We start from the raw sequence: 25,900 nt of genomic DNA on the forward strand, positions 1-25,900 counted from the left end.
CAAAATGTAAAGTTGTGTTTTTCTCGTGACTTACCGCCTGGTGATGCTTGAAAATAGCCATAAGACCCATACGATGTGGGTAATCGCATAGTGCGCTTTGTTAAATTGAGGTTAAAAGAAAATTATGATGCGAATCGCGCTCTTCCTGCTGACGAACCTGGCCGTGATGGTCGTTTTCGGGCTGGTTCTGAGCCTGACAGGGATACAGTCGAGCAGCGTGCAAGGCTTGCTGATCATGGCGCTGCTGTTTGGTTTTGGCGGTTCTTTTATTTCATTGCTGATGTCCAAATGGATGGCGTTAAAATCCGTAGGAGGGGAAGTTATTGAACAGCCTCGCAATGAAAGAGAACGCTGGTTGATGAACACCGTAGCAACGCAAGCGCGCCAGGCCGGTATCGCCATGCCGCAGGTTGCTATCTACCATGCGCCGGACATTAACGCGTTTGCGACGGGCGCACGCCGTGACGCCTCATTGGTCGCTGTGAGCACCGGTTTGTTGCAAAACATGAGCCCTGACGAAGCGGAAGCCGTCATTGCGCATGAAATCAGCCATATTGCCAATGGCGATATGGTGACGATGACGTTGATTCAGGGGGTGGTTAACACCTTCGTTATCTTTATTTCGCGCATTATCGCGCAAATTGCTGCTGGTTTTCTGGGCGGCAACCGCGATGAAGGCGAAGGAAGTAACGGTAATCCGCTAATCTATTTCGCCGTTGCGACAGTGCTGGAACTGGTCTTCGGTATTCTGGCAAGCATTATCACCATGTGGTTCTCCCGTTACCGTGAGTTTCATGCCGATGCGGGATCGGCGAAGCTGGTTGGCCGTGAAAAAATGATTGCCGCGTTGCAGCGCCTGAAAACCAGCTACGAGCCGCAAGAAGCGACCAGCATGATGGCGTTTTGTATTAACGGTAAATCGAAATCGTTAAGCGAGCTGTTTATGACGCACCCACCGCTGGATAAACGCATTGAAGCGCTGCGTAGCGGCGAGTACCTGAAATAATAAGCCCACTGGCAAGTATGAAAAGCGCGTCGAATGACGCGCTTTTTTTACGCCTGAACGCGTGGTTGCGTAATACGTAAACCGCTCACCACCGCCGCGAGAGTCGCCAGGATCGCCGCCGCAAGCAGCGAAAGATGCGTACCGCTATCGCCAAACTGGTTCAACATCAGCGCTACCAGCGCGGCGCCAGTACTTTGGCCTAACAGTCGCGCCGTGCCCAGCATCCCGCTGGCGCCACCGCTGCGCTCACGCGGCGCGGAAGTGATAATGGTGTGATTATTCGGCGACTGGAACAGGCCAAACCCTGCGCCACAAAGGATCATCGGCCAGATAATATTCAGATCGGAGGGGGAGGCTGGCAACATGACCAGCGCAAACAACCCGGCTGCCATTATCACCATTCCCAGCGCCCCCAGCAAACCGGCATGAAGACGTTCTATCAGGTATCCCGCTAGCGGCGCCATCACCATCGTTGCCAGCGGCCAGGGCGTCAATAACAGGCCGGTTTCTACTTCGCTACGGCCCAGCACGGTTTGCAGATAAAAAGGTAGCGAGACCATGGCTAACATTTGCGCGCAGAACGAGCAAATTGACGTGCCGATCGAGAGTGAAAAAAGCGGAATGCGTAACAAGTCGATGGGTAACAAAGGGACGGGCAAAGAAAGCTGGCGGCGCACGAAGAAAAACCCGACCACGACCAGAACGAGCAGCTCTGCGCCAATCAACGTTAGCGACTGTCCCTGGGCAAAGCCGCTCAATGCGGTAATCAGCAGGCCAAATGTGAGCGCATTCATTACCGCGCTCGGTAAGTCAAAGCGCGGCTTAGTGTCATGGGCGATGTTTGCTGGTAAAAAGCGTATGGCCAGAATTAACGCGATGATACCTAACGGGACATTAATCAGAAACAGCCATTTCCATGATGAGATGGACAAAATCGCTGCGGCGATCGTCGGACCCGCGGCGGAAGAGACTGCGACGATAAAAGAGTTAATTCCCATGCCTCGTCCCAGATGACGCTGGGGGTAGATAAGACGAATCAGCGCCGTGTTTACGCTCATTAGCGCCGCGCCGCCAAATCCCTGCGCGATGCGCGCCAGCGTCAGCATCTGCAGCGAGTCTGAAAGCGCGCAAAACAATGATGAAAGCAGAAATACCACTAAACCACATTTGTAGATCCGGCGATAACCAAACATGTCGCCTAAAAAAGACAGGGAAAGCAGTGAGACGACAATGGCGATTTGGTACGCATTGACAATCCAGATAGAGCTGGCAGGGGAGGCATGTAAATCAGTCGCAATGGTTGGCAGTGCGACATTAGCGATTGCGCCATCCAGAACCGCCATCGAAATACCGATAATAATCGTCAGGATAGCGCCGTATCTCTGCGGGAGGGGCAGGCCATCGGCCCGTGTTTTTTCCATAAGTATTTTGTAATAAGGGGAATTATGAGCTGAATAATAATGTTAGCATTAATACTGAGTTGTTATGTCGCAGATTTGTAACGAAGTAAGCAAAGATGGATTGCGGGCGACCTGGCGTGAAATTATAATAAAAACTCGTTCTGAATTTTATAAAACGCTCGTAATGAGGTGATAAATGGCAAACGCAGATCTGGATAAGCAGCCTGATTCTGTATCTTCTGTGCTGAAAGTTTTCGGCATTCTGCAGGCGCTGGGTGAAGAGCGTGAAATAGGGATTACCGAGCTATCGCAGCGCGTCATGATGTCGAAAAGCACCGTTTATCGCTTTTTGCAAACCATGAAAACGCTGGGCTACGTGGCTCAGGAAGGGGAGTCTGAAAAATACTCTCTGACGCTAAAGCTGTTTGAGCTGGGCGCGCGAGCTTTGCAAAATGTTGATCTCATCCGCAGTGCGGACATTCAGATGCGTGAACTGTCTCGTCTGACAAAAGAAACTATCCATCTTGGCGCGCTGGATGAAGACAGCATTGTCTATATCCATAAAATTGACTCTATGTACAATCTGCGGATGTACTCACGTATTGGGCGTCGTAATCCGCTGTACAGTACGGCCATCGGTAAAGTGCTTCTGGCCTGGCGCGACCGTGATGAGGTTAAGCAGATTCTCGACGGCGTTGAGTATAAGCAAAGCACTGGACGCACGATTACCAGCACTGAGGCGTTGCTGCCGCTGTTGGATGAGGTGCGTGCGCAAGGCTACGGTGAAGATAACGAAGAACAGGAAGAAGGGTTACGTTGTATCGGCGTACCGGTATTTGACCGTTTTGGCGTAGTCATCGCAGGGTTAAGCATTTCGTTCCCGACGCTGCGCTTTTCAGAAGAACGCCTGCAGGAATATGTGGCTATGTTACACACCGCCGCGCGTAAAATTTCTGAACAAATGGGTTACAACGATTATCCCTTCTAAGCAACGTTATTAGCATGACGTTAAAAAAAAGCAGCTACGAAAAATGTAGCTGCTTTTTTTATAACATCGGGTGGGATGAAATCGTAAAAGTAGATAATATCTGTCGGCTTATTTAACGGTTATTAAAATATTATTTAACAGTACTTATGAACAACAGCCAATATAGGGGAATTATTGGTGATAGTTTCACTGTGAAATTATTTATTGCCGCTTAGCCATTATCCACCACGGTGGCGATTTTTCTGAAAATGGGACAGTCGGAAAAGCCAATAATGCCGCTGTTGGTATGGAGATATTGCGCCGTGCTGGTGCCGCGTGCGGTCAGGTAATGGCACTGTAAACCCAGCCCCGCAGCGTTCACTTTACTTCCCACCAGGATGCCATAGCCGCTCATCAGCAGGCCTATCCACACCAGGGCAAACAATACAATTGCGCGAATGATCAAACGCATTACTACCTCTTTTCTTTTTTAGTTAGAATAAGAGTAGCGTGTACATTGATTGAAACAAGTGAATCATTCCTAAAAACATATAATGCCGCTACAGTTACTCCTGGTTTAAGTAACTCATGATAATTTAGCGACATAAGATGTAAGATCGGAGAGTGGAGTGAAAAAATTTCGATGGGTCGTTCTCGGCATCGTGGTGGTAGTATGCCTGTTGCTGTGGGCGCAGGTGTTTAATATCATGTGCGATCAGGATGTACAATTTTTCAGCGGTATTTGCGCCATCAATAAATTTATTCCCTGGTAAACGTTTTACACCAGAGATTTCCTTCCCGTGTAGCAGTGGTAGAATGACGTCTCTACATTGAGGTGGTGAAATGAACGACGTTTTAAACTCTGGTGCGTTTTCTCTTGCATCTTTAATAGTATCAATGGTGGTTCTGGTGGTGGGGCTGGCGCTCTGGTTCTTTGTCAACCGGGCAAGTTCCCGTGCCAACGAGCAGATAGAATTGCTCGAAGCGTTGTTGGATCAACAGAAGCGGCAAAACGCGTTGTTACGCCGCCTTTGCGAAGCAAACGAACCAGAAAAAGAAGCGGAACCCGCAACAGCGGCAAGCGAACCGAAAGAGGATGAGGACATCATTCGTCTGGTTGCAGAACGATAATGCTTACCGGGGCGCAAATGGCGCCAGTGCCATACGCCCCATTTCCCCGTCGGATCTCTCCGCGTTGCCGTTTGCAACTGATACTACAGCATCAACACCTTACATAATATATGGCTTTATATGCAACATAGTTTTATATGTATAACAAATGGACATATGGCATTTTTGTGATACCGCTCATTCTCTATTAAAAGCGAAACGTTTCTCTCTCTTTATGGATTGTCATTGTTTGTTCATTATTTTAAGGCATTCTGTAAAGACGCAGAACATCACAAAAAGCGGTGTCGAAAATCGCTTTTCTTTTCTATTATTTTGATTAAAAGGTGTTTTTTATCATTGTGACAATTTATGCATAACTCAGCATAAAAAGTGATATGAAAAATACAGCTTTTAAATGTGATTTGATGCACTGGAAGAAGCGAAGTTATTGAGCTATGGTAGAAAAATGGCTTTTCAGCAGTGACGTTGTCAGGAGTCCGTCAGCGCGTGAGGATATATCTTTCGCAATTTTGTTGCATAAACTTGCTGTCAATTTGTGAAGGTTCTCGTAATTTGTGCGACGGATCGAGACACGTTTAAAAATGGCTTGCCATAATTAACGTTGTATGTGATAACAGGCTTTGGGTTAAACGAGGTACAGTTCTGTTTATGTGTGGCATTTTCAGTAAAGAAGTCCTGAGTAAACACGTTGACGTTGAATACCGCTTCTCTGCCGAACCTTATATTAGTGCCTCAAGCAGTAATGTCTCAGTTTTATCTATGTTATGCCTACGGGCAAAGAAAACACTCTAAGGAATTTTGCAAATGGCAAAGATTAAAGGTCAAGTTAAGTGGTTCAACGAATCCAAAGGTTTTGGCTTCATTACTCCGGCTGACGGCAGCAAAGATGTGTTCGTACACTTCTCCGCTATCCAGGGCAATGGTTTCAAAACTCTGGCTGAAGGCCAGAACGTTGAGTTCGAAATTCAGGACGGCCAGAAAGGTCCGGCTGCTGTTAACGTAACAGCTATCTGATCGACACCACTGATTTGATGCGTTTGTCGCGTCAGCCTCAGATATAAAGCCTCGCTAAAAGCGGGGCTTTTTAATTCAATATCCTTCAAAATGTGTCTGGATGCGCTCTCGTTAGCGATTTGTTGCAAAGGCGCGATGTTATTAGCATTGTTTTTTCTGGTTTTTCCGTCCGTTTCCCGTTAAATCAATCACCTGAAAAATGATTCGGCTGGAGATCAGGTGAAAAAGAAAAGCGACGGCGATACCCGTAATTTTACGCCCATACGTTTTGCACTACTTTGCACTGCCATTCTGCTCAGCATGGCATTGTTGTTAGGGCGGGTGGCATGGTTGCAAATTGTTACGCCGTCGAAACTGGTGAAACAAGAAGATATGCGCTCGCTTCGTGAAGTGACCACGGCCTCTCCACGCGGCATGATCACCGACAGAGAAGGGCGACCCTTAGCGGTGAGCGTTCCGGTTAATGCTGTCTGGGCTGATCCGAAGACTATCATAAGCAAAGGCGGCGTTGGCTACAATGAGCGCTGGCAGGCGCTGGCCAGCGCCTTACATCTGTCTCTCAGTACGCTTGCGGAACGGGTAAACAGTAACCCGGCAGGCCGTTTTATCTACCTTGCGCGCCAGGTTTCACCCCAGCAAGCCGAATGGATAGATAAACTGAATCTACCGGGTATTAACCTGCGGGAAGAGTCGCGCCGTTTTTACCCTGCCGGACACGTAGCGGCCAATTTGATCGGCTTTACCAATATCGACGGGCAGGGAATAGAAGGTATTGAAAAAAGCTTTAACGCGCAACTGACGGGAAAACCGGGCTCCCGACTGGTGCGTAAAGATAAATTTGGTCACGTTATTGAGAACATTACGGAAGTGAATCCGGTTCCTGCTCATGAACTTCAGCTTAGCATTGATGAACGTCTGCAAACGGTTACCGAAGATGCGCTGGATAACGCCGTCATCTGGAACAAAGCGGAATCCGGCGCTGCCGTATTGATTAACATCCCAACGGGTGAAATTCTCTCGATGGCGAGCTATCCGGATTTCAACCCGAACAACCGTGAAGGCGCGCAGTTGGACGATTTTCGTAACCGCGCGATTAGCGACACTTTCGAACCCGGTTCTACTGTGAAGCCATTGGTCATTATGACTGCGTTACAGCAGGGCATCGTGCAGCCGGACAGCGTTATCGATACCCATCCTTTTACTCTCGATGGACACCGTATCCGCGACGTCGGTTACTATCCGGAACTGACATTAACCGGCATTTTGCAAAAATCCAGCGATACCGGCGTTTCTCACCTTTCTCTGGCGATGCCGGTGCAGAAATTAATGGATACTTATAAAAGCTTTGGTTTCGGCGTGCCTACCGGACTGGGTCTCACCGGAGAGAGCAGCGGGTTATTACCGAAACGCCGTTACTGGAGTGATTTAGATCGCGCTACCTTCGCTTTTGGCTATGGATTAATGGTGACGCCGCTGCAACTGGCGCATGTTTATGCCACGATTGGCAGCTTTGGTATCTACCGTCCGTTATCGATCACCAAAGTTGATCCACCCGTGATCGGCACGCGAGTAATGCCGGAAGAACTGGTGCACGAGGTGGAACATATGATGGAGAGCGTCGCGTTGCCTGGCGGCGGCGGAACAAAAGCCGCAGTAAGAGACTACCGTATTGCGGTCAAAACCGGGACGGCGAAAAAAATTGGCGATGATGGTAAATACGTCGATAAGTATGTGGCATATACCGCAGGCGTCGCGCCGGCAAGTAACCCCAGGTTTGCGCTGGTGGTGGTGATTAATAATCCACAAAATGGGGCTTATTATGGCGGCGCGGTATCTGCGCCCGTATTCAGCCAGATCATGGGCGATGTGCTGCGGCTGGAAAATGTTGAGCCAGACGGTATGCCAGCCGATTCAGATCACCTTCTGGTGATGCATGGCAGCCACGTTGCGGTTCCGGGCTCGTAAAGGATTTTCCCGGGGCGCAATTCGCGTTACACTTGCGCCCTTTAGCGCCCCAGTCCGGAGTTGTCATGTCGTTTACCTGTCCGCTTTGCCATCAGCCGCTTACGCAGATTAATAACAGCGTTATATGTCCACAGCGCCATCAGTTTGATGTGGCGAAAGAGGGCTACATCAATCTGCTGCCGGTACAGCATAAACGTTCGCGCGATCCGGGCGACAGCGCCGAAATGATGCAGGCGAGGAGAGCGTTTCTTGATGCGGGCCATTATCAGCCGCTGCGCGATGCCGTGATTAACCTGTTGCGCGAGCGGCTGGAACAGTCGGCCACGGCGATTCTGGATATCGGCTGCGGCGAGGGGTATTACACTCATGCTTTTGCCGAGGCGTTGCCGGGAGTCACCACGTTTGGACTGGACGTTGCTAAAACGGCGATCAAAGCGGCAGCGAAGCGCTATTCGCAGGTGAAGTTTTGTGTGGCGTCAAGCCATCGATTGCCCTTTGCCGATGCGTCAATGGATGCGGTGATCAGAATCTACGCCCCGTGTAAGGCGCAGGAATTAGCGCGCGTGGTGAAACCTGGTGGTTGGGTCGTTACCGCCACGCCGGGGCCGCATCATCTGATGGAACTAAAAGGGCTTATTTATGATGAGGTGCGTTTACATGCGCCGTATACCGAGCAGCTCGACGGGTTCACATTGCAGCAGAGTACCCGCCTTGCTTATCACATGCAGCTTACCGCCGAAGCGGCTGTAGCACTGTTGCAAATGACGCCATTTGCCTGGCGCGCTAGGCCAGAAGTGTGGGAACAACTGGCCGCCAGCGCCGGACTTAGCTGCCAGACGGATTTCAACCTTCATCTCTGGCAGCGTAACCGTTAACCGTGAAAATGCGTCCAGAGGATCTGGACGCCAATTCCTATCAGTACGACCCCGCCGAGAATTTCAGCACGCTTACCCAGCATTGGGCCGATAAAGCGACCGATCATCATTCCGAGGGTGGACATGATAAGCGTGGCGCAACCGATAGCTAATGCGGTAGCGATGATGTTTACCTGCAAAAACGCCAGACCGACGCCAACCGCCATCGCATCGAGGCTGGTCGCGATAGCCGTCGTGACTAATAGCCAAAAGCTGTGGCGGCGTAACGGTGTTTCGTCTTCATCACTACCGCCGCGGATACCTTCGATGATCATGCGTCCGCCCAGAAAGATCAGCAGAACAAAGGCTATCCAGTGGTTCCATTCCAGAACGAATTTACTCGCCAATATCCCCAGCCCCCAGCCGATTAACGGGGTCAGCGTTTCAACCGCGCCAAAGATAAGGCCGGTACGCAACGCTTCTGAGAATTTGGGTTTATGTAGGGTGGCGCCTTTGCCAATTGATGCCGCGAAAGCATCCATCGACATGCCGAAAGCGAGAAGAACAGTAGCAGTAAAGTGCATGACAACGTCCTGACCGGGGTATCCATTAAACACATCACTGCCCCCAGCAAACATGCATGTCGCCATTCTGTGACGAAATACACAGCAGTTGATGCGCCTATGGTCTCGCCTGACCAGCGGCGGCTGGTCCGTACGCGCCACGTTTTGCAACGAGTATGTTGACGCGTACATTTCCGGAGTCTGGAAATCGGCTACTCCCCAATTGACGGCGCAACATTAACATATTTTTAGAATATAAAACAACAGCGATAAAATATTATTTTCCTTCTAATTGAAAACGATTTTCATTTAGATTTGTTCATCAATAAAACGTTAAATTAAATAACAATTGGTCAATAGAAAATATAGCCTTAGCTATATTATGATTCGAAATAAAATTCGAAAAACATAGTTGAGGCTATATCTTAGATTATTGATTTTCAATAAGAAGTTTATATATTTTTTCCAGATCGTCGATATTGCGTACACGGATAAGCAAGCGTCGTTGTTCTAATTGCATCACCAGTACGCCGTCTTCCGATAAATTCATCTCTTTAATACGGTTATATTCTATCCAGACATTGGCGAAGAAAAAGCCACGTTGTTTAAAGATGATCCGTGGCGTGCGGATCCAGAATATATAAAACCCCATTAACGCCAGCGCACTTAATAACCATGTGGTCATCTGCGCTCCGTGGCTGGTTACGTTGTTATAAATAAGGATGGCGACCAGCCCAACGAAGATAACGCTGTCTACGCGACCACGGCGGAGCAGGGCTATAGAAAGCAGAGTGGGGCCATTGCGACGGGGCATGATGAACTGATCGTAGAGAGCGTAAGCCAATAATGCGGCAATAAAGAGAATCAGCACCAGGTCCGTGATAGTCATTTATCCTCCAGAGAAATAAAAAAACGGGGCCGTTTGGCCCCGGTAGTGTACAACAGCCTTACTGGCCCAGCAGCCCTACGGAGTAGCCGGCGATACCGATGACGAAGAAGCCCACGATAATCCACAGCGGGTTAACTTTCTTACGCAGCAGCCACATACAGGCAAAGGTCAACAGTAGCGGAACCAGACCCGGCATCAGCTGGTCGAGAATGGTTTGCACGGTGGTAACGCGTGTCTGACCATCCTGACCGGTGATGGTGGAGACCACCAGCGGGATATTCACATGCGTCCACTTGTTAACCAATGCCCCCATGACAAACAGGCCGAGGATTGACGCCCCCTCAGTCAGTTTTTGCAGGAAGCCGCCGCCCATATCTTTAACGATATCGACGCCTTTGCGGTAGCCATAAGCCACGCCATAATAACGGGTCGCCAGACGCACCAGGTTAAACAGGATGAAAAACAGCAGCGGACCAAGCAGGCTGCCGCTCATTGCAATACCTGCGCCCAGCGCCGCGAATACCGGACGGACGGTACCCCAGAAGATAGGGTCGCCGACGCCTGCCAGCGGTCCCATCAGACCGACTTTGATACCGTTGATAGCGCCATCGTCAATCTCTGCGCCGTTCGCACGCTTTTCTTCCATTGCCAGGGTCACGCCCAGTACCGGCGCCGCAACGTAAGGATGAGTGTTAAAGAACTCCAGGTGACGCTTAATCGCCTGTTTACGCGCGTCATTATTCTCCGGATACAGGCGACGAATAGCCGGCACCATAGAGAAGCAGAAGCCCAGCGCTTGCATACGTTCGAAGTTCCATGACCCCTGGAACAGGTTAGAACGAAGAAATACGCCGCGAATATCGCTCGGAGTGAGTTTTTTCTCGGTGGTAGTTTTAGTCATATCAACCATTTCGCTCACCTGTTAGTCCAGTTCGTTATCGAGATCGTTATTGCCAGCAGCCGCTGCAGGCGCGCCCGCTACACGGTTGTATTTCGGGCTCAGCTGGATGTAAAGAATAGCCATCACTGCGCCGATGACACCCAGTGCGACCAGGTTGAAGTTTGTGAAAGCCGCGGTGACGAAACCGAGGTAGAAGAACGGCATCAGGTAGCCTGCGCGCATCATGTTGATAACCATCGCATAACCAACCACGACGATCATGCCGCCGGCGATGTTCAGACCGCCTGTGACGACTTCAGGAATCGCATTCAGCATTCCCTGTACTTCGCTGGTGCCTACGGAGATGGCAACGATAACCGCCGGGATAGCGATACGCATTGCCTGCAGGAACAGAGAAGAAACGTGCAGCCAGGAGAGCGCCGTCAGGTTGCCGTTTTCAGCCGCCTTGTCCGCCGCGTGCTGGAATGCCACGGTGATGGTACGTACGATAATGGTCAGTACCTGGCCTGCCGCCGCCAGCGGAATCGCCAGCGCGATACCGGCGCCAATGCTTTGATGCCCGGCGATGACCAGAACGGTAGAGATGATGGACGCCAGTGCGGCATCAGGCGCAACGGCAGCACCGATGTTCATCCAGCCCAGAGCGATCATTTCCAGAGTACCGCCGATGATAATACCGGTTTTCATGTCCCCCAAAACGGCGCCGATTAAGGTACAGGCGATCAGCGGACGGTGGAACTGAAATTCATCAAGTACCGACTCCATACCCGCGATACATGCGACGATGAACACCAGCACAATCTGAAGAGTGGTAATCTCCATTGTACTTCTCCTATTGCTATCTTAAGTGTGAAAGCTAATTAAATGCCGGCGGTTATTTCGCCACTTTGGCAATTAAATCCATCATTTTCAGTTTCGGATCGGTGGAAACTTTACGCACCTCAAGCTCGATGCCGCGCTCGTTGAGCTTTTTAAAGGCTTCGATATCCTTTTCATCGACGGAAACGGCGTTGTTCACCTGCGTTTTACCTTGACGATAGGCCATACCGCCAATGTTCACGGAAGTGACTTTCACGCCGCCCTCAACGATGCGCTCGACGTCGGTAGGATTGGTAAACAGAAGCATCACGCGTTCACCGGCGTATTTCGGGTTATTGTAGACGCGAATCATCTTCGCGACGTCAACCACATGCGCCGTAACGCCCGGCGGCGCAACTTGCGTCAGCAGCGTTTTACGTACGGTATCCGCCGCCACTTCATCGCTCACAACAATAATACGGCTGACATTGGTCTCTTTGGTCCAGCGGGTAGCGACCTGACCGTGAATGAGGCGGTCATCAATACGGGCAAGCCCGATAACCATATAATCATTCGGGCCCATCGGTTTTGCTGGCGTGGCCGCTTTTGGCGCGGCGGCGACTGGCGCTGGCGCGGCTTTTTCTACCGGTTTCGCTTTCAGCGCTTTTACGCCTTCACGACCAGTTTCTACCGCCAGTGCGACCAGCTCGTCAAAGCTCGGATCGTCGTCACGAGCCATAAACGTTTCGACCAGCATCGGGATGTTGACGCCGGCAATAACTTCATAGCGCTCTTTATCGACGACAATGCGGCTGGCAGCATTAAACGGGCTGCCTCCCCATGTATCAACGAGAAATAGCACGCCTTTACTGGTATCGAGTTTAGCCAACTGAGCGTTGTACTTTTCGATCAGCGTTTCGGCATTTTCGCCTGGAACGAAATCGATCCAGCCGACGTTTTCCTGCTCGCCTAACAGCATTTCGGCTGTTTTAAGTAACTGCTCTGCAGCCCAACCATGTGTGCCTATAACAATAGCAATGGTCACTTGCTACCTCCTTTATTATTGTCAACACATCAACTTGACAGATGTATTTTTTGAATCGCCGTCCGCAAGCGAATCGATTCAGATGAGGGTTACAACGAAAAACGCATGATTTTCGTGAATTATTTTAGATATCGAAAAAAATATTTTGTGTGATGGAGATCCGTAATTTTGTTTTCGATAATGAGAAATTTCGAAGTGTAAAATATCCCGGTTACATCTCTTTGCAAAGGAAGGTAAATCTTTGCCAAAAACCAGTTGTCTCTGTTATGTTTAGCTTCCGTTTAATTAGAATGGGGTATAGGGCAGCAGCCCGTTGTATGGATCGTCACCGACGTCATTTCACTCTTTGGCCGTTTTGCGCCTGTCAATCTGGCATATCTTGCCATAGCCTTACTTTGTTTATTGCGTTACCGCCTGCATCCTTTGAGATGTTGTGGGCGCCGTTTAGTCATTCCTTAAGCAGGAGCTTGTCATGGAATTATTAATGGATCCCTCAATTTGGGTGGGTTTACTCACGCTCGTCGTCCTGGAAATTGTCCTGGGTATCGATAACCTGGTCTTTATCGCGATCCTCGCCGATAAATTGCCGCCAAAGCAGCGTGACAAAGCGCGTCTTATCGGGCTCTCGCTGGCGCTGATTATGCGTCTGGCGCTGCTGTCCATTATTTCGTGGCTGGTGACCTTAACAAAGCCGCTCTTTACCGTCTGGGATTTTACCTTCTCCGGCCGCGATTTAATTATGCTGCTGGGCGGTATATTCCTGCTGTTTAAAGCGACCACCGAGCTGCATGAACGTCTGGAAAACCGCGAGCATGACACCGGACACGGTAAAGGCTATGCGAGCTTCTGGGTGGTAGTCACGCAGATTGTCATCCTGGATGCGGTCTTCTCGCTGGACGCCGTGATTACGGCGGTAGGTATGGTAAACCATCTGCCGGTTATGATGGCGGCGGTGGTGATTGCGATGGCGGTGATGCTACTGGCGTCAAAACCGCTGACCCGTTTTGTCAACCAGCATCCGACGGTGGTGGTGCTCTGTCTGAGTTTCCTGCTGATGATCGGCTTGAGCCTGGTGGCGGAAGGGTTCGGTTTCCATATTCCGAAAGGCTACCTGTACGCGGCAATTGGTTTCTCGATCGTTATCGAGGTGTTTAACCAGATTGCGCGCCGCAACTTTATTCGTCATCAGTCCACGTTGCCGCTGCGCGCGCGTACTGCGGACGCTATCCTGCGTCTGATGGGCGGTAAACGTCAGGCAAGTACGCAACATGAGACGGATAGCCCGGCCGCGATATCGGTGTCGGAAGGCGCCTTCGCCGAAGAAGAACGCTACATGATTAACGGCGTACTGACTCTGGCGTCGCGCTCCCTGCGCGGCATTATGACGCCGCGAGGCGAAATTAGTTGGGTGGATGCGAATCTCAGCGTAGCTGAAATCCGTCAGCAGTTACTCTCTTCTCCGCATAGCCTGTTCCCGGTATGTCGGGGCGAGCTGGATGAAATTATCGGTATCGTTCGGGCGAAAGAGTTGCTGGTGGCGCTGGAAGAGGGCGCGGACGTTGCGGCTATCGCCGCATCTTCTCCGGCGATAGTGGTGCCGGAAACGCTTGATCCTATCAATCTGTTAGGCGTTTTGCGTCGCGCGCGCGGCAGTTTCGTTATCGTCACTAACGAGTTCGGCGTGGTGCAGGGGCTGGTTACGCCGCTGGATGTGCTGGAAGCGATTGCCGGTGAGTTCCCGGATGCCGATGAAACGCCGGAAATCGTTGCCGATGCCGAGGGCTGGATAGTGAAGGGCGGCACCGATCTCCATGCGCTACAGCAGGCGCTGGAAGTTGACCATCTGGTGAACGAAGAGGGCGATATTGCGACGGTCGCGGGGTTAGTGATCGCCGCTAATGGCCATATTCCTCGTGTAGGCGATGTCATTGATGTTCCGCCACTGCGGATCACCATTGTCGAGGCCAACGACTACCGTGTCGATCTGGTTCGGATTGTTAAAGAACAGCCTGCCCACGACGAAGAGGAATAACGTCACACGCAGGAATCAAGTCTATAGATGCGGCATCGCGGACATAATCTGTCCGTTATGCCGGGCGGGCGGCGGCGCGCTGCCCGCCAGCCACTGTGGAAATTCGCTAATGGGCATCGGCTTCGCATAGAGATAGCCCTGTAACATTTGCACGCCATGCTGGCGCAAATGCTGTGCCTGCGTCTGGTTTTCGACCCCTTCCGCCACCAGTTCAATATTCAGTCTTTGCCCCAGCGCGATAATAATATCGGTCACCGTTGAATTGACCGCATCGGTACCGATGGCGGCGGTGAAGGATTTATCGATTTTCAAAATATCCGGCCGCAGTTTTTCCAGCCAGGAGAGCGAGCTGTTTCCTGTGCCAAAATCATCGATGGCTAACTTCACGCCTTTACGATGCAGCTCGCGCATCAGGCGGTAATCAACGTCAAGCAACGCGTCGCGTTCCGTGAGCTCCAGCACCAGTTGCTGAACAGGTTCCGCACTAAACCAGTACTGATTAAGATCCTTGAGAAGCACGCCGTGTCGGAAATGGCTTGCCGCCACATTGATGCCGATATGAAACTGATGGTTGATGGGGAAGTAGTGCCGCTGCCGAATGGTTTCCGCAATCACATAGCGGGTCAGCGGCGCTATCAGGTTATGCTCCTCGGCGATAGGAATAAAAACATCCGGTGAGATCCAGCCCTGACGCGGGTTGTTCCAGCGTAACAGGATCTCAACGCCGGTACACTGCTGCGTGCGGGCATTAAGCAACGGCTGACAAAATAGCTCAAACTCCCGTTCGGCAAGGGCCAGATTAATCTCCCAGGAAAAGCTCATTCTGCTGGCCGTTGCCAGCCAGGCGATATAACCGATCAACAGGCTAAGCAATACGGCCAGCGGTAACTGTGTCGGGAGATGTTTGAACGCCAGTACGCCTGCCGACGGCCCGCTGACGCTGATAGTAAAAGGGAAATGCCGCGATGAAAGCTGGTAACGCTCTTCATCTTTTTTTAATTCTGGAAGAGTATCGACCACGCCCCGACCATATAATAGGTGCCGTTTGCCGACCGTCAGGCTGGCGCTGGTAATTTGCGGCTGCTGCGGCTCAAGTAGCATAGTCGCCAGCAAGTCAATATTCACAATTTCCATCACGCCATCCTGGCCATCGGCAGAGGCGGGATACCACTGAATGAGGATCGGGCTTCCCTTGAGTAACGATTGGTCCGTGGAAAGTAGCAGCAGATCGCCAGCTGCGGGAAGATCGGGCTGAAGCTGGCGTATGGGAGTATTACGGGCGCCAAAAATGCTTGAGCAGTAGAGAATTCCCTCTTTTACCAGCCCGATAGAACGAATGGTTTGCAGGCGGGCGGCTTGCTTACGCAACGGCAAATGCGCGGTCGCGCACGGAAGCTCAAGTAAGGGTAGCAGTATGTTTCGTCCGACCAGGAGAGGATGCAGCACATTATCCAGCGCATCAACGGCATGATTCGCGAATGCAACCGTGCGATGGTGATTTAAGTTCCGCTCCGAAATAAATCGGATGCTCAGCGTAAGAATAAGCGTGACCAGTGCACAAATCGTGCAAACAATGAAACGATTACGGCGATAATGATTGATGATCCGTTGTGCTGTTTGCATGCGGGCCGCCCAATAAGCGTTGGCGACAAAAGCCAACCGCGACACAGCAAGTGTAGTGGGGAAACGTGGAGTCGACGAGGAAGAGATAAAAATTTCGCCCATCCGTAGCAGATGGGCGAAGGGAGGGGAAACGGCGTTTAATCACACTGGACTTTAATAGCCAACCCGCCGCGCGACGTTTCGCGGTATTTTGCGTTCATGTCTTTTCCGGTCTCGTACATCGTTTCGATGACTTTATCCAACGAGACGCGCGGCGCGCTGGTTCGACGCATGGCCATACGCGCAGCGTTAATCGCTTTAACCGAAGCAATGGCGTTACGCTCGATACACGGCACCTGCACCTGACCGGCAACCGGGTCGCAGGTCAGCCCCAGGTTATGCTCCATGCCGATTTCAGCGGCAACGCAAACCTGTTCCGGGCTGGCGCCCAACAGTTCAGCAAGGCCTGCCGCCGCCATCGAACAGGCGACCCCGACTTCACCCTGACAGCCGACTTCCGCGCCGGAAATAGACGCGTTCATCTTATACAGCGCGCCAATAGCGCCTGCCGCCAGGAAGTAGCGGGTGTAAATATCCGGGCTGACAGACTCAATAAAATGGTCGTAGTAAGCCAGTACAGCAGGAACGATGCCGCACGCGCCGTTGGTTGGCGCCGTCACGACGCGACCGCCTGCGGCGTTCTCTTCGTTCACCGCCAGAGCAAACATGTTCACCCAGTCAATGACGTTCATCGGATCGCTGGAAAGCTTATCGCTGGAAACCAGCATACGACGCAGCGCAGAGGCGCGACGCGGTACGCGCAGCGGCCCCGGCAGAACGCCTTCGGTATTCATACCGCGATCAATACAAGCCTGCATGGTTTGCCAGACGTGACCGAAATACTCTTCAATCTCTTTCTTGCTATGCAGCGCCAGTTCGTTTTGCATCACCATGCCGGAGAGTGAAAGGCCGGTGCTGTTGCAATACTCCAGCATTTCTTTCGCCGATTTAAACGGATAAGGTACAGTAACCTCATTCGTCGCTTCCTGGCCGAAATGCGCTTCATCAACGATAAAGCCGCCGCCGATGGAATAGTACGTCTTGCTATAAATGACCGTGTCGTCATGCCAGGCGTGGATCTGCATCCCGTTTTCATGCAGCGGCAAATTGCCGTTGTGAAAACGCATTCCGTCATCTTTCGGGAAGTCGACTTCGTGACGTCCCTGGGCCAGTAACAGACGCTCGCGCGTTTCGACGTCGCGAATAAAACCGTGGATACTATCAATATCCACGGTAGCGGGTTCATTACCCGCCAGACCCATAATAATGGCGATATCGGTATGGTGACCTTTCCCCGTCAGCGACAGCGAGCCGTAGACATCGACAGCGACGCGGGTAACGTTATCCAGTAATCCTTTTTCGACCAGGTCATCGACGAACTGTTTACCGGCCTTCATCGGGCCAACAGTGTGGGAAGAGGAGGGACCAATCCCTACCTTAAACATGTCGAATAGGCTAATCACGATAATACTCCTGACAGGGCAACCGGGGCTTCCGGTTACGATGTTATAACTGCGCATAGTGTAAGAGGGAACGCTGGCATCAGCTTAACTATTCACATGAATTAAACTAATGAATAACCGCGTTTTTACTAATATTGCGACAGTAATCTCAAGTCGTGTCTTGCGCGCGTAAAGTTAAGTATATACACGTTGCCCTTCAGGCTGCCTCTTTGGGGGAGGCGATTGTTACCGCCTTGAGGCAACGTGAATGGCGTTGTGTACAGTCAGGGCTTTACGCCGATTTGCAGCGCCAGCTCACGAAGAATGTTTGCGGTCATGCCCCAGACGAAATAATGCTCATACCAGGAGAGCCATACGCGGTGCGAATTGCCGCGACGGTAAACATCAAGCGGATGATATCGACCCAGTTGCAACGCTTGCGCCAGCGGCATTTCAAACACCGCAGACACTTCATCTTCACTGGCGCGCCAGGGGAGATTTGGCGGAATAATGCCGACCACCGGGGTGACCTGAAAACCGGTCACGCTGTCTACCGGCGGTAAAACGCCAATCACTTCCACGGCTTGCGGCGGGATGGCGACTTCCTCCTGCGCTTCGCGAAGCGCTGCGGCGATAAGCGAAGCATCGGTACTGTCCACGGCCCCGCCGGGAAAGGCGACCTGTCCGGCGTGTTTGCGCAAATGAATAGCCCGCTGGGTCAACAGCAGCCCCGGCTGGGGGCGGCGAACCACAGGGATCAGTACGGCGGCCTGACGTTGGTTCAACGTTTCATGAGTCATCTGCGGGCGCAAAAGCTGAAAGCGCGATAAGAAATGATCGAGCGTCAGACGGCTGGTATCCACGTATTAGTTCTCCAGTGGGTGCAGGATACGATTAACTTTATCAAAAGTTTCCTGATATTCCGCTTCTTCGTTGCTATCGGCCACGATACCGCCGCCGGCTGAGCAATAGAGTTGGCCCTGCGTTGCCGTGACGGTGCGGATAGTAATACTGGTATCCATCTTGCCGCAGAAACTCAGATAACCGATGCTACCGCACCAGGCGTTGCGTCGCTGCGGCTCCAGTTCGTCGATAATTTCCATCGCCCGCACTTTAGGCGCGCCGGTAATGGAGCCGCCGGGGAAAGCCGCGCGCAGCAGGTCGGTGGCATGAAGCGAGTCCGGTAAACGGGCGGTAATGGTGCTAACCAGATGGTGAACGGCAGGAAATGGTTCGACGACGAACAGTTCCGGCACTTTCACCGAACCCGGTACGGCGACCCGGCCAATATCGTTACGCATCAAATCGACGATCATCAAATTTTCAGCGCGATCTTTCATTGAGTTGGCCAGTTTCTGCGCCTGCTGACGATCCGCCTGCGGATCGTTAAGCCGTGGGAGCGTACCTTTGATCGGGCGCGTCTGAATATGACCATTCTCCAGTTGGATAAAACGCTCGGGAGAAAGGCTCAATATGGCGCCGTCATGTAAACGAAGAAAGGCGCTGAACGGGGCGCGATTGGCGCGGTTAAGGTGTTCGAAAGCCTGCCACTCATCACCCTCGTAGCTCGCCTGAAAACGCTGGGAAAGATTGACCTGATAGCAGTCCCCGCTGTGCAGCCAGGCCTGCACCTGACGAAACTTCTCGCCATACTCGCAACGCGTCATATTGGATTGCCAGGCCGAGGTAAGCCTGAAGGGCGTTCGGGTCGGCGCGCGCTGGCTGGTGAGCCAGCGATATCGGGCGTCTGCATCGTGATAGCTTATCAGCGACACTACCTGTTTATGGTGATCGACAATCAGCGCCCAGTCGTAAAGGCCAATCGCCATATCGGGTAAAGCGATATCGCGCGCGGCAGTATCGGGCAGAATTTCGAAACGCCGCCCTAAATCATAACCAAACAGACCCAGCGCGCCGCCCTGAAAGGGTAAGTCAGGGTCAGGCTGAGGATGAAAAGGCAGCGCCTCCAGTTGAGTCTGCAAAACGTGTAACGGATCGTCGAGAGTGACGGTAGTCGTGCGCGCAGTACATACCGTGGTTTCCTGGGCGCGCGTGGTCAGCGTGGTGACAGGATCGGCGACCAGAATATCAAAGCGGTTATAGGGATGAATAGCATCACCTGAATGCAGCAGCATCGCCCAGGGCAAATGGTTTACGGGCGCAAAATAGTGTTCAGCGGCGTCCGGACGCCAGGGTAAGGTGATAACAGTGGGAGATAACGTCTTCATCATTCCTGACTCGTTACAACACTACTGGCTTACCGCCGGGTAGCGTGAAATAATTAGCGCTAACAATTTAGCAGGAGTTAATCATGTTTGCAGGTTTACCTTCACTCAGTCATGAACAACAGCAAAAAGCCGTAGAACGTATCCAGGAATTGATGTCGCAAGGTATGAGCAGCGGAGAAGCGATTGCCCAGGTGGCGGGCGAACTTCGCGCCAACCATACCGGCGAACGGATAGTGGCGCGTTTTGAGGATGAAGACGAATAACCGGCTTATACCGCCGCGACAATCTTAATCTCAACTTTATATTTCGGATTCATTAACCCGGCCTGTACGGTACAGCGTACCGGCGCATGGCCTGCGACGACCCACGCATCCCACGCCTTATTCATGGCGGCAAAATCCGCTTTATCGCTCAGGAAAATAGTGGCATCCAGAATACGTGACTTACTGGAGCCCTGTTTTTCCAGCACCGCATCAATTTGCGCCAGAGTATTCGCCGTTTGCTCAAAAGCGTCGGCGTCGAGGTTTTCCGGCACGCCGGTATACCACAGCGTATTATTGTAGATCACCACGTCTGACCAACGATCTTCGGCATCAATACGCACGATAGACATCACTTATTCCTCATTTGCTTTCCATTTGAATGGCTCAAGACTGCCACAATGTGGCGCCGCCGTCACCTCTGTAACTGGCGTAAGCCTTTCTACCCTGACATAATCCCTGTGCAAATTAACAGGGGGCAGTGTGACGGACGATTTTGCAGCAGATGGCCAACTGGCCAAAGCGATAACCGGCTTTAAACCGCGCGAACCACAGCGACAAATGGCGATTGCCGTAACACAAGCGATTGAAAATGCGCAGCCTCTGGTTGTTGAAGCCGGCACCGGAACCGGGAAGACCTATGCTTACCTCGCTCCGGCGTTGCGTGCCGGGAAAAAAGTCATTATTTCAACCGGGTCGAAAGCGTTGCAGGATCAACTCTACAGCCGCGATCTGCCGACGGTAGCAAAAGCGTTGGCGTTTACCGGTAAGACGGCCCTGTTGAAAGGACGTTCAAACTACCTCTGCCTGGAGCGGCTGGAACAACAAGCGCTGGCGGGCGGCGATTTACCGGTACAAACGTTAAGCGACGTGATATTGCTGCGCTCCTGGTCAAATCAGACGCGGGATGGCGATATCAGCACCTGCGTCAGCGTGGCGGAGGATTCCCAGGCCTGGCCGCTGGTCACCAGTACCAACGACAACTGCCTTGGCAGCGATTGCCCGCTCTACAAAGAGTGCTTTGTGGTGAAAGCGCGTAAAAAGGCGATGGACGCGGATGTGGTGATTGTAAACCACCACCTATTTCTTGCGGATATGGTGGTTAAAGAGAGCGGGTTTGGCGAACTTATCCCTCAGGCTGAAGTAATGATCTTCGATGAAGCCCACCAACTGCCTGACATCGCCAGCCAGTATTTCGGACAATCGCTCTCCAGCCGTCAGTTGCTGGATTTAGCAAAAGACATCACCATCGCCTACCGGACGGAACTGAAAGACACTCAACAGTTGCAAAAATGCGCCGATCGCCTTGCCCAGAGCGCCCAGGATTTTCGTCTGCAACTGGGGGAGCCCGGCTACCGGGGAAATTTGCGTGAACTGTTAGCCGACTCACGTATCCAACGGGCATTTTTACTGCTGGATGATACGCTGGAGCTTTGTTACGACGTGGCGAAGCTGTCGCTGGGCCGTTCAGCGCTGCTGGATGCGGCTTTTGAACGCGCCACGCTATACCGTTCACGGCTGAAACGCTTAAAAGAGATCAATCAGCCGGGATACAGCTACTGGTATGAGTGCACCTCGCGCCATTTCACTCTGGCGCTGACGCCGCTCACCGTGGCGGACAAATTCAAAGAGGTGATGGAACAGAAGCCCGGTAGCTGGATTTTTACCTCGGCCACGTTGTCGGTAAATGATGATCTTCACCACTTTACCGCCCGTCTGGGAATTGAACAGGCAGAATCCATGCTACTGCCCAGCCCATTCGACTATACGCGCCAGGCGTTACTCTGCGTACCGCGTAACCTACCGCAAACCAACCAGCCCGGCGCGGCGCGACAGTTGGCGGCTATGCTCAGGCCGATTATCGAAGCCAATAACGGGCGATGTTTTATGCTGTGCACCTCGCACGCCATGATGCGCGATCTGGCGGAGCAGTTTCGCGCCACCATGACGCTGCCGGTATTGTTGCAAGGGGAAACCAGTAAAGGCCAACTGTTACAGCAATTTGTTAGCGCCGGCAACGCGCTGCTCGTCGCCACCAGCAGCTTCTGGGAAGGGGTGGACGTGCGCGGCGATACGTTATCGTTGGTGATTATCGACAAATTGCCGTTTACCTCCCCGGACGACCCGCTGTTAAAAGCGCGAATGGAAGACTGTCGTTTGCGCGGCGGCGATCCGTTTGATGAGGTTCAACTGCCCGACGCGGTGATTACGCTGAAGCAGGGAGTAGGGCGGCTGATTCGCGATGCGGACGATCGCGGGGTGTTAGTGATTTGTGATAACCGGCTGGTGATGCGGCCCTATGGCGCCACGTTTCTCGCCAGCCTGCCTCCTGCGCCGCGCACGCGTGATATCGCCCGTGCCGTTCGCTTTCTTGCGATTCCATCCGCCGAGTAATTTGTTACGGAGTATGGTAAGATGCGCGCTATTTTATTGATCTAAGCACGAAACCTCATGCGAATTCTGGCTATCGATACCGCCACAGAGGCCTGTTCTGTCGCTCTGTGGAACAACGGTACTATCAATGCTCACTTTGAGCTTTGTCCACGAGAACACACTCAACGTATCCTGCCCATGGTGCAGGAGATTCTGGCCGCCGGCGGCGTCTCGCTCAATGAGATAGATGCGCTGGCGTTTGGGCGCGGTCCGGGCAGCTTTACCGGCGTGCGTATCGGCATTGGCATTGCGCAAGGGCTGGCGTTAGGGGCAAATCTGCCGATGATCGGTGTTTCGACGCTTGCCACGATGGCGCAGGGCGCGTGGCGTAAAACCGGCGTGACCCGCGTACTCGCTGCGATTGACGCGCGGATGGGCGAAGTGTACTGGGCGGAATACCAGCGTGATGCGCAGGGCGTCTGGCAGGGCGAAGAGACGGAAGCGGTGCTGAAACCGGAACGGGTCGGTGAGCGGTTGAAACAGCTTTCCGGCGAGTGGGCGACCGTAGGAACGGGTTGGTCCGCGTGGCCCGATCTGGCGAAGGAGTGCGGCCTGACGCTTCATGATGGGGAGGTGTCGCTCCCGGCAGCGGAAGATATGCTGCCCATCGCCAGTCAAAAGCTGGCGGCAGGAGAGACCGTTGCCGTGGAACATGCCGAGCCGGTTTATTTGCGTAACGAAGTGGCGTGGAAGAAACTTCCCGGCAAAGAATGACTCTCACTACTATTACCCCCCATACTTTATGCTGTGGGGTGGAATAGAGGTCGAGAAAAAGGAGTCGCATCATGGCGGTTCAAAAAAGGTTAATAAAAGGGGCGCTGGCGTGCGCTTTTGCGCTTATGCTGAGTGGTTGCGTGACTATCCCGGATGCCATTAAAGGTTCGAGTCCGACGCCGCAGCAGGATTTGGTGCGGGTGATGAATGCGCCGCAGCTCTATATCGGGCAAGAGGCGCGTTTTGGCGGCAAAGTTGTGGCGGTACAAAATCAGCAGGGAAAAACCCGGCTTGAAATCGCGACCGTACCGCTCGACAGCGGCGCGCGTCCTGTTCTGGGCGAAGCCTCGCGCGGCAGAATTTTTGCCGATGTGAACGGTTTTCTGGACCCGGTGGACTTCCGTGGCCAGTTAGTTACCGTTGTCGGCCCGATAACCGGCACGGTTGACGGTAAAATCGGCAATACGCCGTATAAATTTATGCTGATGCAGGCTACCGGCTATAAACGCTGGCATCTTGTTCAGCAGGTCGTCATGCCTCCACAGCCGATCGATCCGTGGTTTTACGGCGGACGCGCCTGGCCTTATGGCTATGGCGGTTGGGGATGGTATAACCCTGGACCCGCGGAGGTTCAGACGATAGTAACAGAGTAACTCTTTGTTTTATCAATAAAAGAAACAGCGGCTGGTCCGCTGTTTCTGCATTCATAGAGACATAATAAAAATAAATAGTGACGCGCTTCGCAACCTTTCAGTTGCGTAATTAATAAACTGGTACGCTGAGTTAATATAATGTTAACGACTTGTTTATTAACTGGGGTTGTGATGACGACGAACACTCATTTTAGAGGTGATGCATTGAAGAAGGTTTGGCTTAACCGTTATCCTGCTGATGTTCCGGCGGAGATCAACCCTGACCGTTATCAATCCCTGGTTGAACTGTTTGAACATGCGGCGACGCGCTATGCCGATCAGCCTGCGTTCGTCAATATGGGGGAGGTAATGACCTTCCGCAAATTAGAAGAACGTAGTCGGGCATTTGCGGCTTATTTACAACAAGGGCTGGGACTCAAAAAAGGCGACCGTGTGGCGCTGATGATGCCAAACCTGTTGCAGTATCCCGTCGCGCTATTTGGTATTTTACGCGCCGGCATGATTGTGGTGAACGTTAACCCGCTTTACACGCCGCGCGAACTTGAGCATCAGCTTAACGATAGCGGCGCGGCGGCAATCATTATTGTTTCTAACTTTGCCCATACGCTGGAAAAAGTGGTCGAGAAAACGTCGGTACAGCACGTTATTCTGACGCGGATGGGCGACCAGCTTTCTACCGCCAAAGGTACGGTTGTTAACTTTGTCGTGAAATACATCAAGCGTCTGGTGCCAAAATACCACTTGCCAGATGCGATCTCGTTTCGCAGCGCGCTACAGCATGGCTACCGTATGCAGTATGTAAAACCCGAGGTTGTCGCTGAAGATCTGGCTTTCCTGCAATATACCGGCGGTACGACGGGCGTGGCGAAAGGCGCGATGTTGACCCACCGCAATATGCTGGCGAATCTGGAGCAGGTGAAAGCGACCTATGGGCCGCTGCTGCACCCGGGGAAAGAGCTGGTAGTGACCGCGCTGCCGCTGTATCACATTTTTGCCTTAACCATGAACTGTCTGCTTTTTATCGAGCTGGGTGGGCAAAACCTGCTGATTACCAATCCGCGTGATATCCCCGGCCTGGTCAAGGAGCTGGCGAAATATCCATTTACGGCGATGACTGGCGTTAATACGCTATTCAACGCTCTGCTCAATAATAAAGAGTTTCAACAGCTGGATTTTTCTTCGCTGCATCTGTCAGCCGGCGGCGGGATGCCGGTACAAAATGTCGTTGCGGAACGTTGGGTAAAGCTGACCGGGCAATACCTGCTGGAAGGCTACGGGCTGACCGAGTGCGCCCCGCTGGTGAGCGTCAACCCGCATGATATTGATTATCACAGCGGCAGTATCGGCCTGCCAGTACCGTCAACAGAAGCCAAACTGGTGGATGACGATGACAACGAAGTCGCGCCGGGTGAGGCCGGAGAGCTTTGCGTGAAAGGTCCGCAGGTTATGCTGGGATACTGGCAGCGTCCTGACGCGACGGATGAAATCATTAAAGATGGCTGGCTGCATACGGGCGATATTGCGGTTATGGATGAAGAGGGCTTTCTGCGGATTGTCGATCGTAAGAAAGATATGATTCTGGTTTCTGGTTTCAACGTTTATCCAAACGAAATTGAAGATGTGGTGATGCAGCATTCTGGCGTGCAGGAAGTCGCGGCGGTTGGCGTGCCTTCCGGTAGTAGCGGCGAAGCGGTGAAGCTTTTTGTGGTTAAGAAAGATCCGGCATTGACTGACGATGCGTTGATCACCTTCTGCCGTCGCCATCTGACCGGATATAAGGTGCCCAAACAGGTCGAGTTTCGCGAGGAATTACCAAAATCTAACGTTGGGAAAATTTTACGACGAGAACTGCGTGACGAAGCCCGTGGCAAAGTAGACAATAAAGCCTGAGCGTTAAGTCAGCTAACGAGAGACGCCGGTTAAGCCGGCGTTTTTTTTGGCGC

The 25,900-nt window shown here is 52.3% G+C and carries 27 protein-coding genes and 1 riboswitch; of the genes, 15 read left to right on the plus strand and 12 right to left on the minus strand.

Annotated elements, in window-relative coordinates; translation table 11 throughout:
* Positions 1–124 precede the first annotated feature (124 nt).
* The gene (gene htpX / locus ACLJPQ_RS06920) at positions 125–1,006 is read left to right on the plus strand and encodes a protease HtpX (RefSeq protein ID WP_000984498.1); all 882 of its coding nucleotides are present in this window, start codon (positions 125–127) and stop codon (positions 1,004–1,006) included.
* A gap of 47 nt (positions 1,007–1,053) precedes the next feature.
* Here htpX and ACLJPQ_RS06925 read toward each other — a convergent pair whose 3' ends face one another.
* Positions 1,054–2,427, minus strand: coding sequence for an MFS transporter (locus ACLJPQ_RS06925; protein ID WP_000416139.1), 1,374 nt, complete (start codon positions 2,425–2,427; stop codon positions 1,054–1,056).
* 175 nt (positions 2,428–2,602) lie between these two features.
* Here ACLJPQ_RS06925 and kdgR point away from each other — a divergent pair, with 175 nt between their 5' ends.
* Positions 2,603–3,394 (plus strand): DNA-binding transcriptional regulator KdgR, encoded by a 792-nt coding sequence (gene kdgR, locus ACLJPQ_RS06930; protein WP_001262196.1) that lies wholly within the window; start codon positions 2,603–2,605, stop codon positions 3,392–3,394.
* 211 nt (positions 3,395–3,605) lie between these two features.
* Here kdgR and yobH read toward each other — a convergent pair whose 3' ends face one another.
* Positions 3,606–3,845: an invasion protein YobH gene (gene yobH, locus ACLJPQ_RS06935; protein ID WP_001236777.1), complete on the minus strand. Its 240-nt coding sequence runs from the start codon at positions 3,843–3,845 to the stop codon at positions 3,606–3,608.
* Positions 3,846–4,002: 157 nt separating this feature from the next.
* Here yobH and mgrB point away from each other — a divergent pair, with 157 nt between their 5' ends.
* The 6 genes from mgrB (at position 4,003) to rlmA (ending at position 8,358) form a co-directional block, all read left to right on the plus strand.
* Positions 4,003–4,146: a PhoP/PhoQ regulator MgrB gene (gene mgrB / locus ACLJPQ_RS06940; RefSeq protein ID WP_000714547.1), complete on the plus strand. Its 144-nt coding sequence runs from the start codon at positions 4,003–4,005 to the stop codon at positions 4,144–4,146.
* A 70-nt stretch (positions 4,147–4,216) separates the two neighbouring features.
* Complete coding sequence (locus tag ACLJPQ_RS06945; RefSeq protein WP_001000660.1) at positions 4,217–4,504, plus strand: YebO family protein; 288 nt, start codon at positions 4,217–4,219, stop codon at positions 4,502–4,504.
* Positions 4,505–5,152: 648 nt separating this feature from the next.
* Complete coding sequence (locus tag ACLJPQ_RS06950) at positions 5,153–5,296, plus strand: DUF2627 domain-containing protein (RefSeq protein ID WP_001537930.1); 144 nt, start codon at positions 5,153–5,155, stop codon at positions 5,294–5,296.
* 12 nt (positions 5,297–5,308) lie between these two features.
* On the plus strand, positions 5,309–5,518 hold the full coding sequence (cspE, locus tag ACLJPQ_RS06955) for a transcription antiterminator/RNA stability regulator CspE (protein ID WP_001062678.1): 210 nt from the start codon (positions 5,309–5,311) through the stop codon (positions 5,516–5,518).
* Positions 5,519–5,737: 219 nt separating this feature from the next.
* Positions 5,738–7,483: a peptidoglycan glycosyltransferase FtsI gene (ftsI, locus tag ACLJPQ_RS06960; RefSeq protein WP_000730322.1), complete on the plus strand. Its 1,746-nt coding sequence runs from the start codon at positions 5,738–5,740 to the stop codon at positions 7,481–7,483.
* 65 nt (positions 7,484–7,548) lie between these two features.
* Positions 7,549–8,358, plus strand: a complete 810-nt coding sequence (gene rlmA, locus ACLJPQ_RS06965) for a 23S rRNA (guanine(745)-N(1))-methyltransferase (protein WP_020898844.1) — start codon at positions 7,549–7,551, stop codon at positions 8,356–8,358.
* Here the strand turns inward: rlmA and mntP are convergent.
* The 5 genes from mntP to manX all read right to left on the minus strand — a co-directional run bounded on the left by mntP (position 8,355) and on the right by manX (position 12,533).
* A complete protein-coding gene (mntP, locus tag ACLJPQ_RS06970; protein ID WP_001518359.1) occupies positions 8,355–8,921 on the minus strand; it encodes a manganese efflux pump MntP in 567 nt (188 codons plus the stop codon). The two genes, rlmA and mntP, sit on opposite strands and share 4 nt — an antisense overlap.
* Before the next feature lie 111 nt (positions 8,922–9,032).
* A riboswitch (yybP-ykoY riboswitch) is annotated at positions 9,033–9,134 on the minus strand.
* A gap of 196 nt (positions 9,135–9,330) precedes the next feature.
* The gene (locus ACLJPQ_RS06975) at positions 9,331–9,789 is read right to left on the minus strand and encodes a DUF986 family protein (protein ID WP_000156280.1); all 459 of its coding nucleotides are present in this window, start codon (positions 9,787–9,789) and stop codon (positions 9,331–9,333) included.
* Between the two features lie 58 nt (positions 9,790–9,847).
* On the minus strand, positions 9,848–10,699 hold the full coding sequence (locus tag ACLJPQ_RS06980) for a PTS mannose transporter subunit IID (protein WP_001518647.1): 852 nt from the start codon (positions 10,697–10,699) through the stop codon (positions 9,848–9,850).
* Positions 10,700–10,711: 12 nt separating this feature from the next.
* Positions 10,712–11,512 (minus strand): PTS mannose transporter subunit IIC, encoded by an 801-nt coding sequence (gene manY / locus ACLJPQ_RS06985; RefSeq protein WP_000406918.1) that lies wholly within the window; start codon positions 11,510–11,512, stop codon positions 10,712–10,714.
* A gap of 52 nt (positions 11,513–11,564) precedes the next feature.
* Positions 11,565–12,533, minus strand: a complete 969-nt coding sequence (gene manX / locus ACLJPQ_RS06990) for a PTS mannose transporter subunit IIAB (RefSeq protein ID WP_000150523.1) — start codon at positions 12,531–12,533, stop codon at positions 11,565–11,567.
* A 317-nt stretch (positions 12,534–12,850) separates the two neighbouring features.
* Between manX and ACLJPQ_RS06995 the strand changes: the two genes are divergently transcribed.
* Positions 12,851–13,018 (plus strand): protein YoaL, encoded by a 168-nt coding sequence (locus ACLJPQ_RS06995; RefSeq protein WP_370739650.1) that lies wholly within the window; start codon positions 12,851–12,853, stop codon positions 13,016–13,018.
* Positions 13,006–14,565 carry a CNNM family cation transport protein YoaE gene (yoaE, locus tag ACLJPQ_RS07000; protein ID WP_000421815.1) on the plus strand — a complete coding sequence of 520 codons (1,560 nt, stop codon included), beginning with the start codon at positions 13,006–13,008 and terminating at the stop codon, positions 14,563–14,565. The genes ACLJPQ_RS06995 and yoaE overlap by 13 nt, the downstream gene beginning before the upstream one ends.
* Before the next feature lie 21 nt (positions 14,566–14,586).
* On the opposite strand, the gene ACLJPQ_RS07005 is transcribed toward yoaE, so the two are convergent.
* The 4 genes from ACLJPQ_RS07005 to pabB all read right to left on the minus strand — a co-directional run bounded on the left by ACLJPQ_RS07005 (position 14,587) and on the right by pabB (position 19,900).
* Entirely contained in the window at positions 14,587–16,188 is a 1,602-nt protein-coding gene (locus ACLJPQ_RS07005; RefSeq protein WP_001192519.1) for an EAL domain-containing protein, read from the minus strand.
* 137 nt (positions 16,189–16,325) lie between these two features.
* The gene (gene sdaA / locus ACLJPQ_RS07010) at positions 16,326–17,690 is read right to left on the minus strand and encodes an L-serine ammonia-lyase (protein ID WP_080185028.1); all 1,365 of its coding nucleotides are present in this window, start codon (positions 17,688–17,690) and stop codon (positions 16,326–16,328) included.
* Positions 17,691–17,953: 263 nt separating this feature from the next.
* Positions 17,954–18,532: a CoA pyrophosphatase gene (locus ACLJPQ_RS07015; protein WP_000381544.1), complete on the minus strand. Its 579-nt coding sequence runs from the start codon at positions 18,530–18,532 to the stop codon at positions 17,954–17,956.
* A 3-nt stretch (positions 18,533–18,535) separates the two neighbouring features.
* Entirely contained in the window at positions 18,536–19,900 is a 1,365-nt protein-coding gene (gene pabB / locus ACLJPQ_RS07020) for an aminodeoxychorismate synthase component 1 (RefSeq protein ID WP_000978458.1), read from the minus strand.
* 80 nt (positions 19,901–19,980) lie between these two features.
* On the opposite strand from pabB, the gene ACLJPQ_RS07025 reads away from it, so the two are divergent.
* Positions 19,981–20,160 carry a YoaH family protein gene (locus ACLJPQ_RS07025; RefSeq protein ID WP_000457328.1) on the plus strand — a complete coding sequence of 60 codons (180 nt, stop codon included), beginning with the start codon at positions 19,981–19,983 and terminating at the stop codon, positions 20,158–20,160.
* Between the two features lie 5 nt (positions 20,161–20,165).
* Here the strand turns inward: ACLJPQ_RS07025 and ACLJPQ_RS07030 are convergent, their stop codons facing one another.
* Positions 20,166–20,510: a RidA family protein gene (locus ACLJPQ_RS07030; protein WP_000029550.1), complete on the minus strand. Its 345-nt coding sequence runs from the start codon at positions 20,508–20,510 to the stop codon at positions 20,166–20,168.
* A 130-nt stretch (positions 20,511–20,640) separates the two neighbouring features.
* Here ACLJPQ_RS07030 and ACLJPQ_RS07035 point away from each other — a divergent pair, with 130 nt between their 5' ends.
* The 4 genes from ACLJPQ_RS07035 to fadD all read left to right on the plus strand — a co-directional run bounded on the left by ACLJPQ_RS07035 (position 20,641) and on the right by fadD (position 25,847).
* Complete coding sequence (locus tag ACLJPQ_RS07035; RefSeq protein WP_079967253.1) at positions 20,641–22,551, plus strand: ATP-dependent DNA helicase; 1,911 nt, start codon at positions 20,641–20,643, stop codon at positions 22,549–22,551.
* 57 nt (positions 22,552–22,608) lie between these two features.
* On the plus strand, positions 22,609–23,304 hold the full coding sequence (tsaB, locus tag ACLJPQ_RS07040; protein WP_020898843.1) for a tRNA (adenosine(37)-N6)-threonylcarbamoyltransferase complex dimerization subunit type 1 TsaB: 696 nt from the start codon (positions 22,609–22,611) through the stop codon (positions 23,302–23,304).
* A gap of 71 nt (positions 23,305–23,375) precedes the next feature.
* Positions 23,376–23,957, plus strand: a complete 582-nt coding sequence (locus ACLJPQ_RS07045) for a Slp family lipoprotein (protein WP_000290594.1) — start codon at positions 23,376–23,378, stop codon at positions 23,955–23,957.
* 204 nt (positions 23,958–24,161) lie between these two features.
* The gene (gene fadD, locus ACLJPQ_RS07050; protein WP_001532413.1) at positions 24,162–25,847 is read left to right on the plus strand and encodes a long-chain-fatty-acid--CoA ligase FadD; all 1,686 of its coding nucleotides are present in this window, start codon (positions 24,162–24,164) and stop codon (positions 25,845–25,847) included.
* Positions 25,848–25,900: the final 53 nt, after the last annotated feature.

The sequence above is a fragment of the Salmonella sp. SAL04213 genome (assembly GCF_046550535.1).
GTDB classification, from domain to species: Bacteria; Pseudomonadota; Gammaproteobacteria; order Enterobacterales; family Enterobacteriaceae; genus Salmonella; species Salmonella enterica.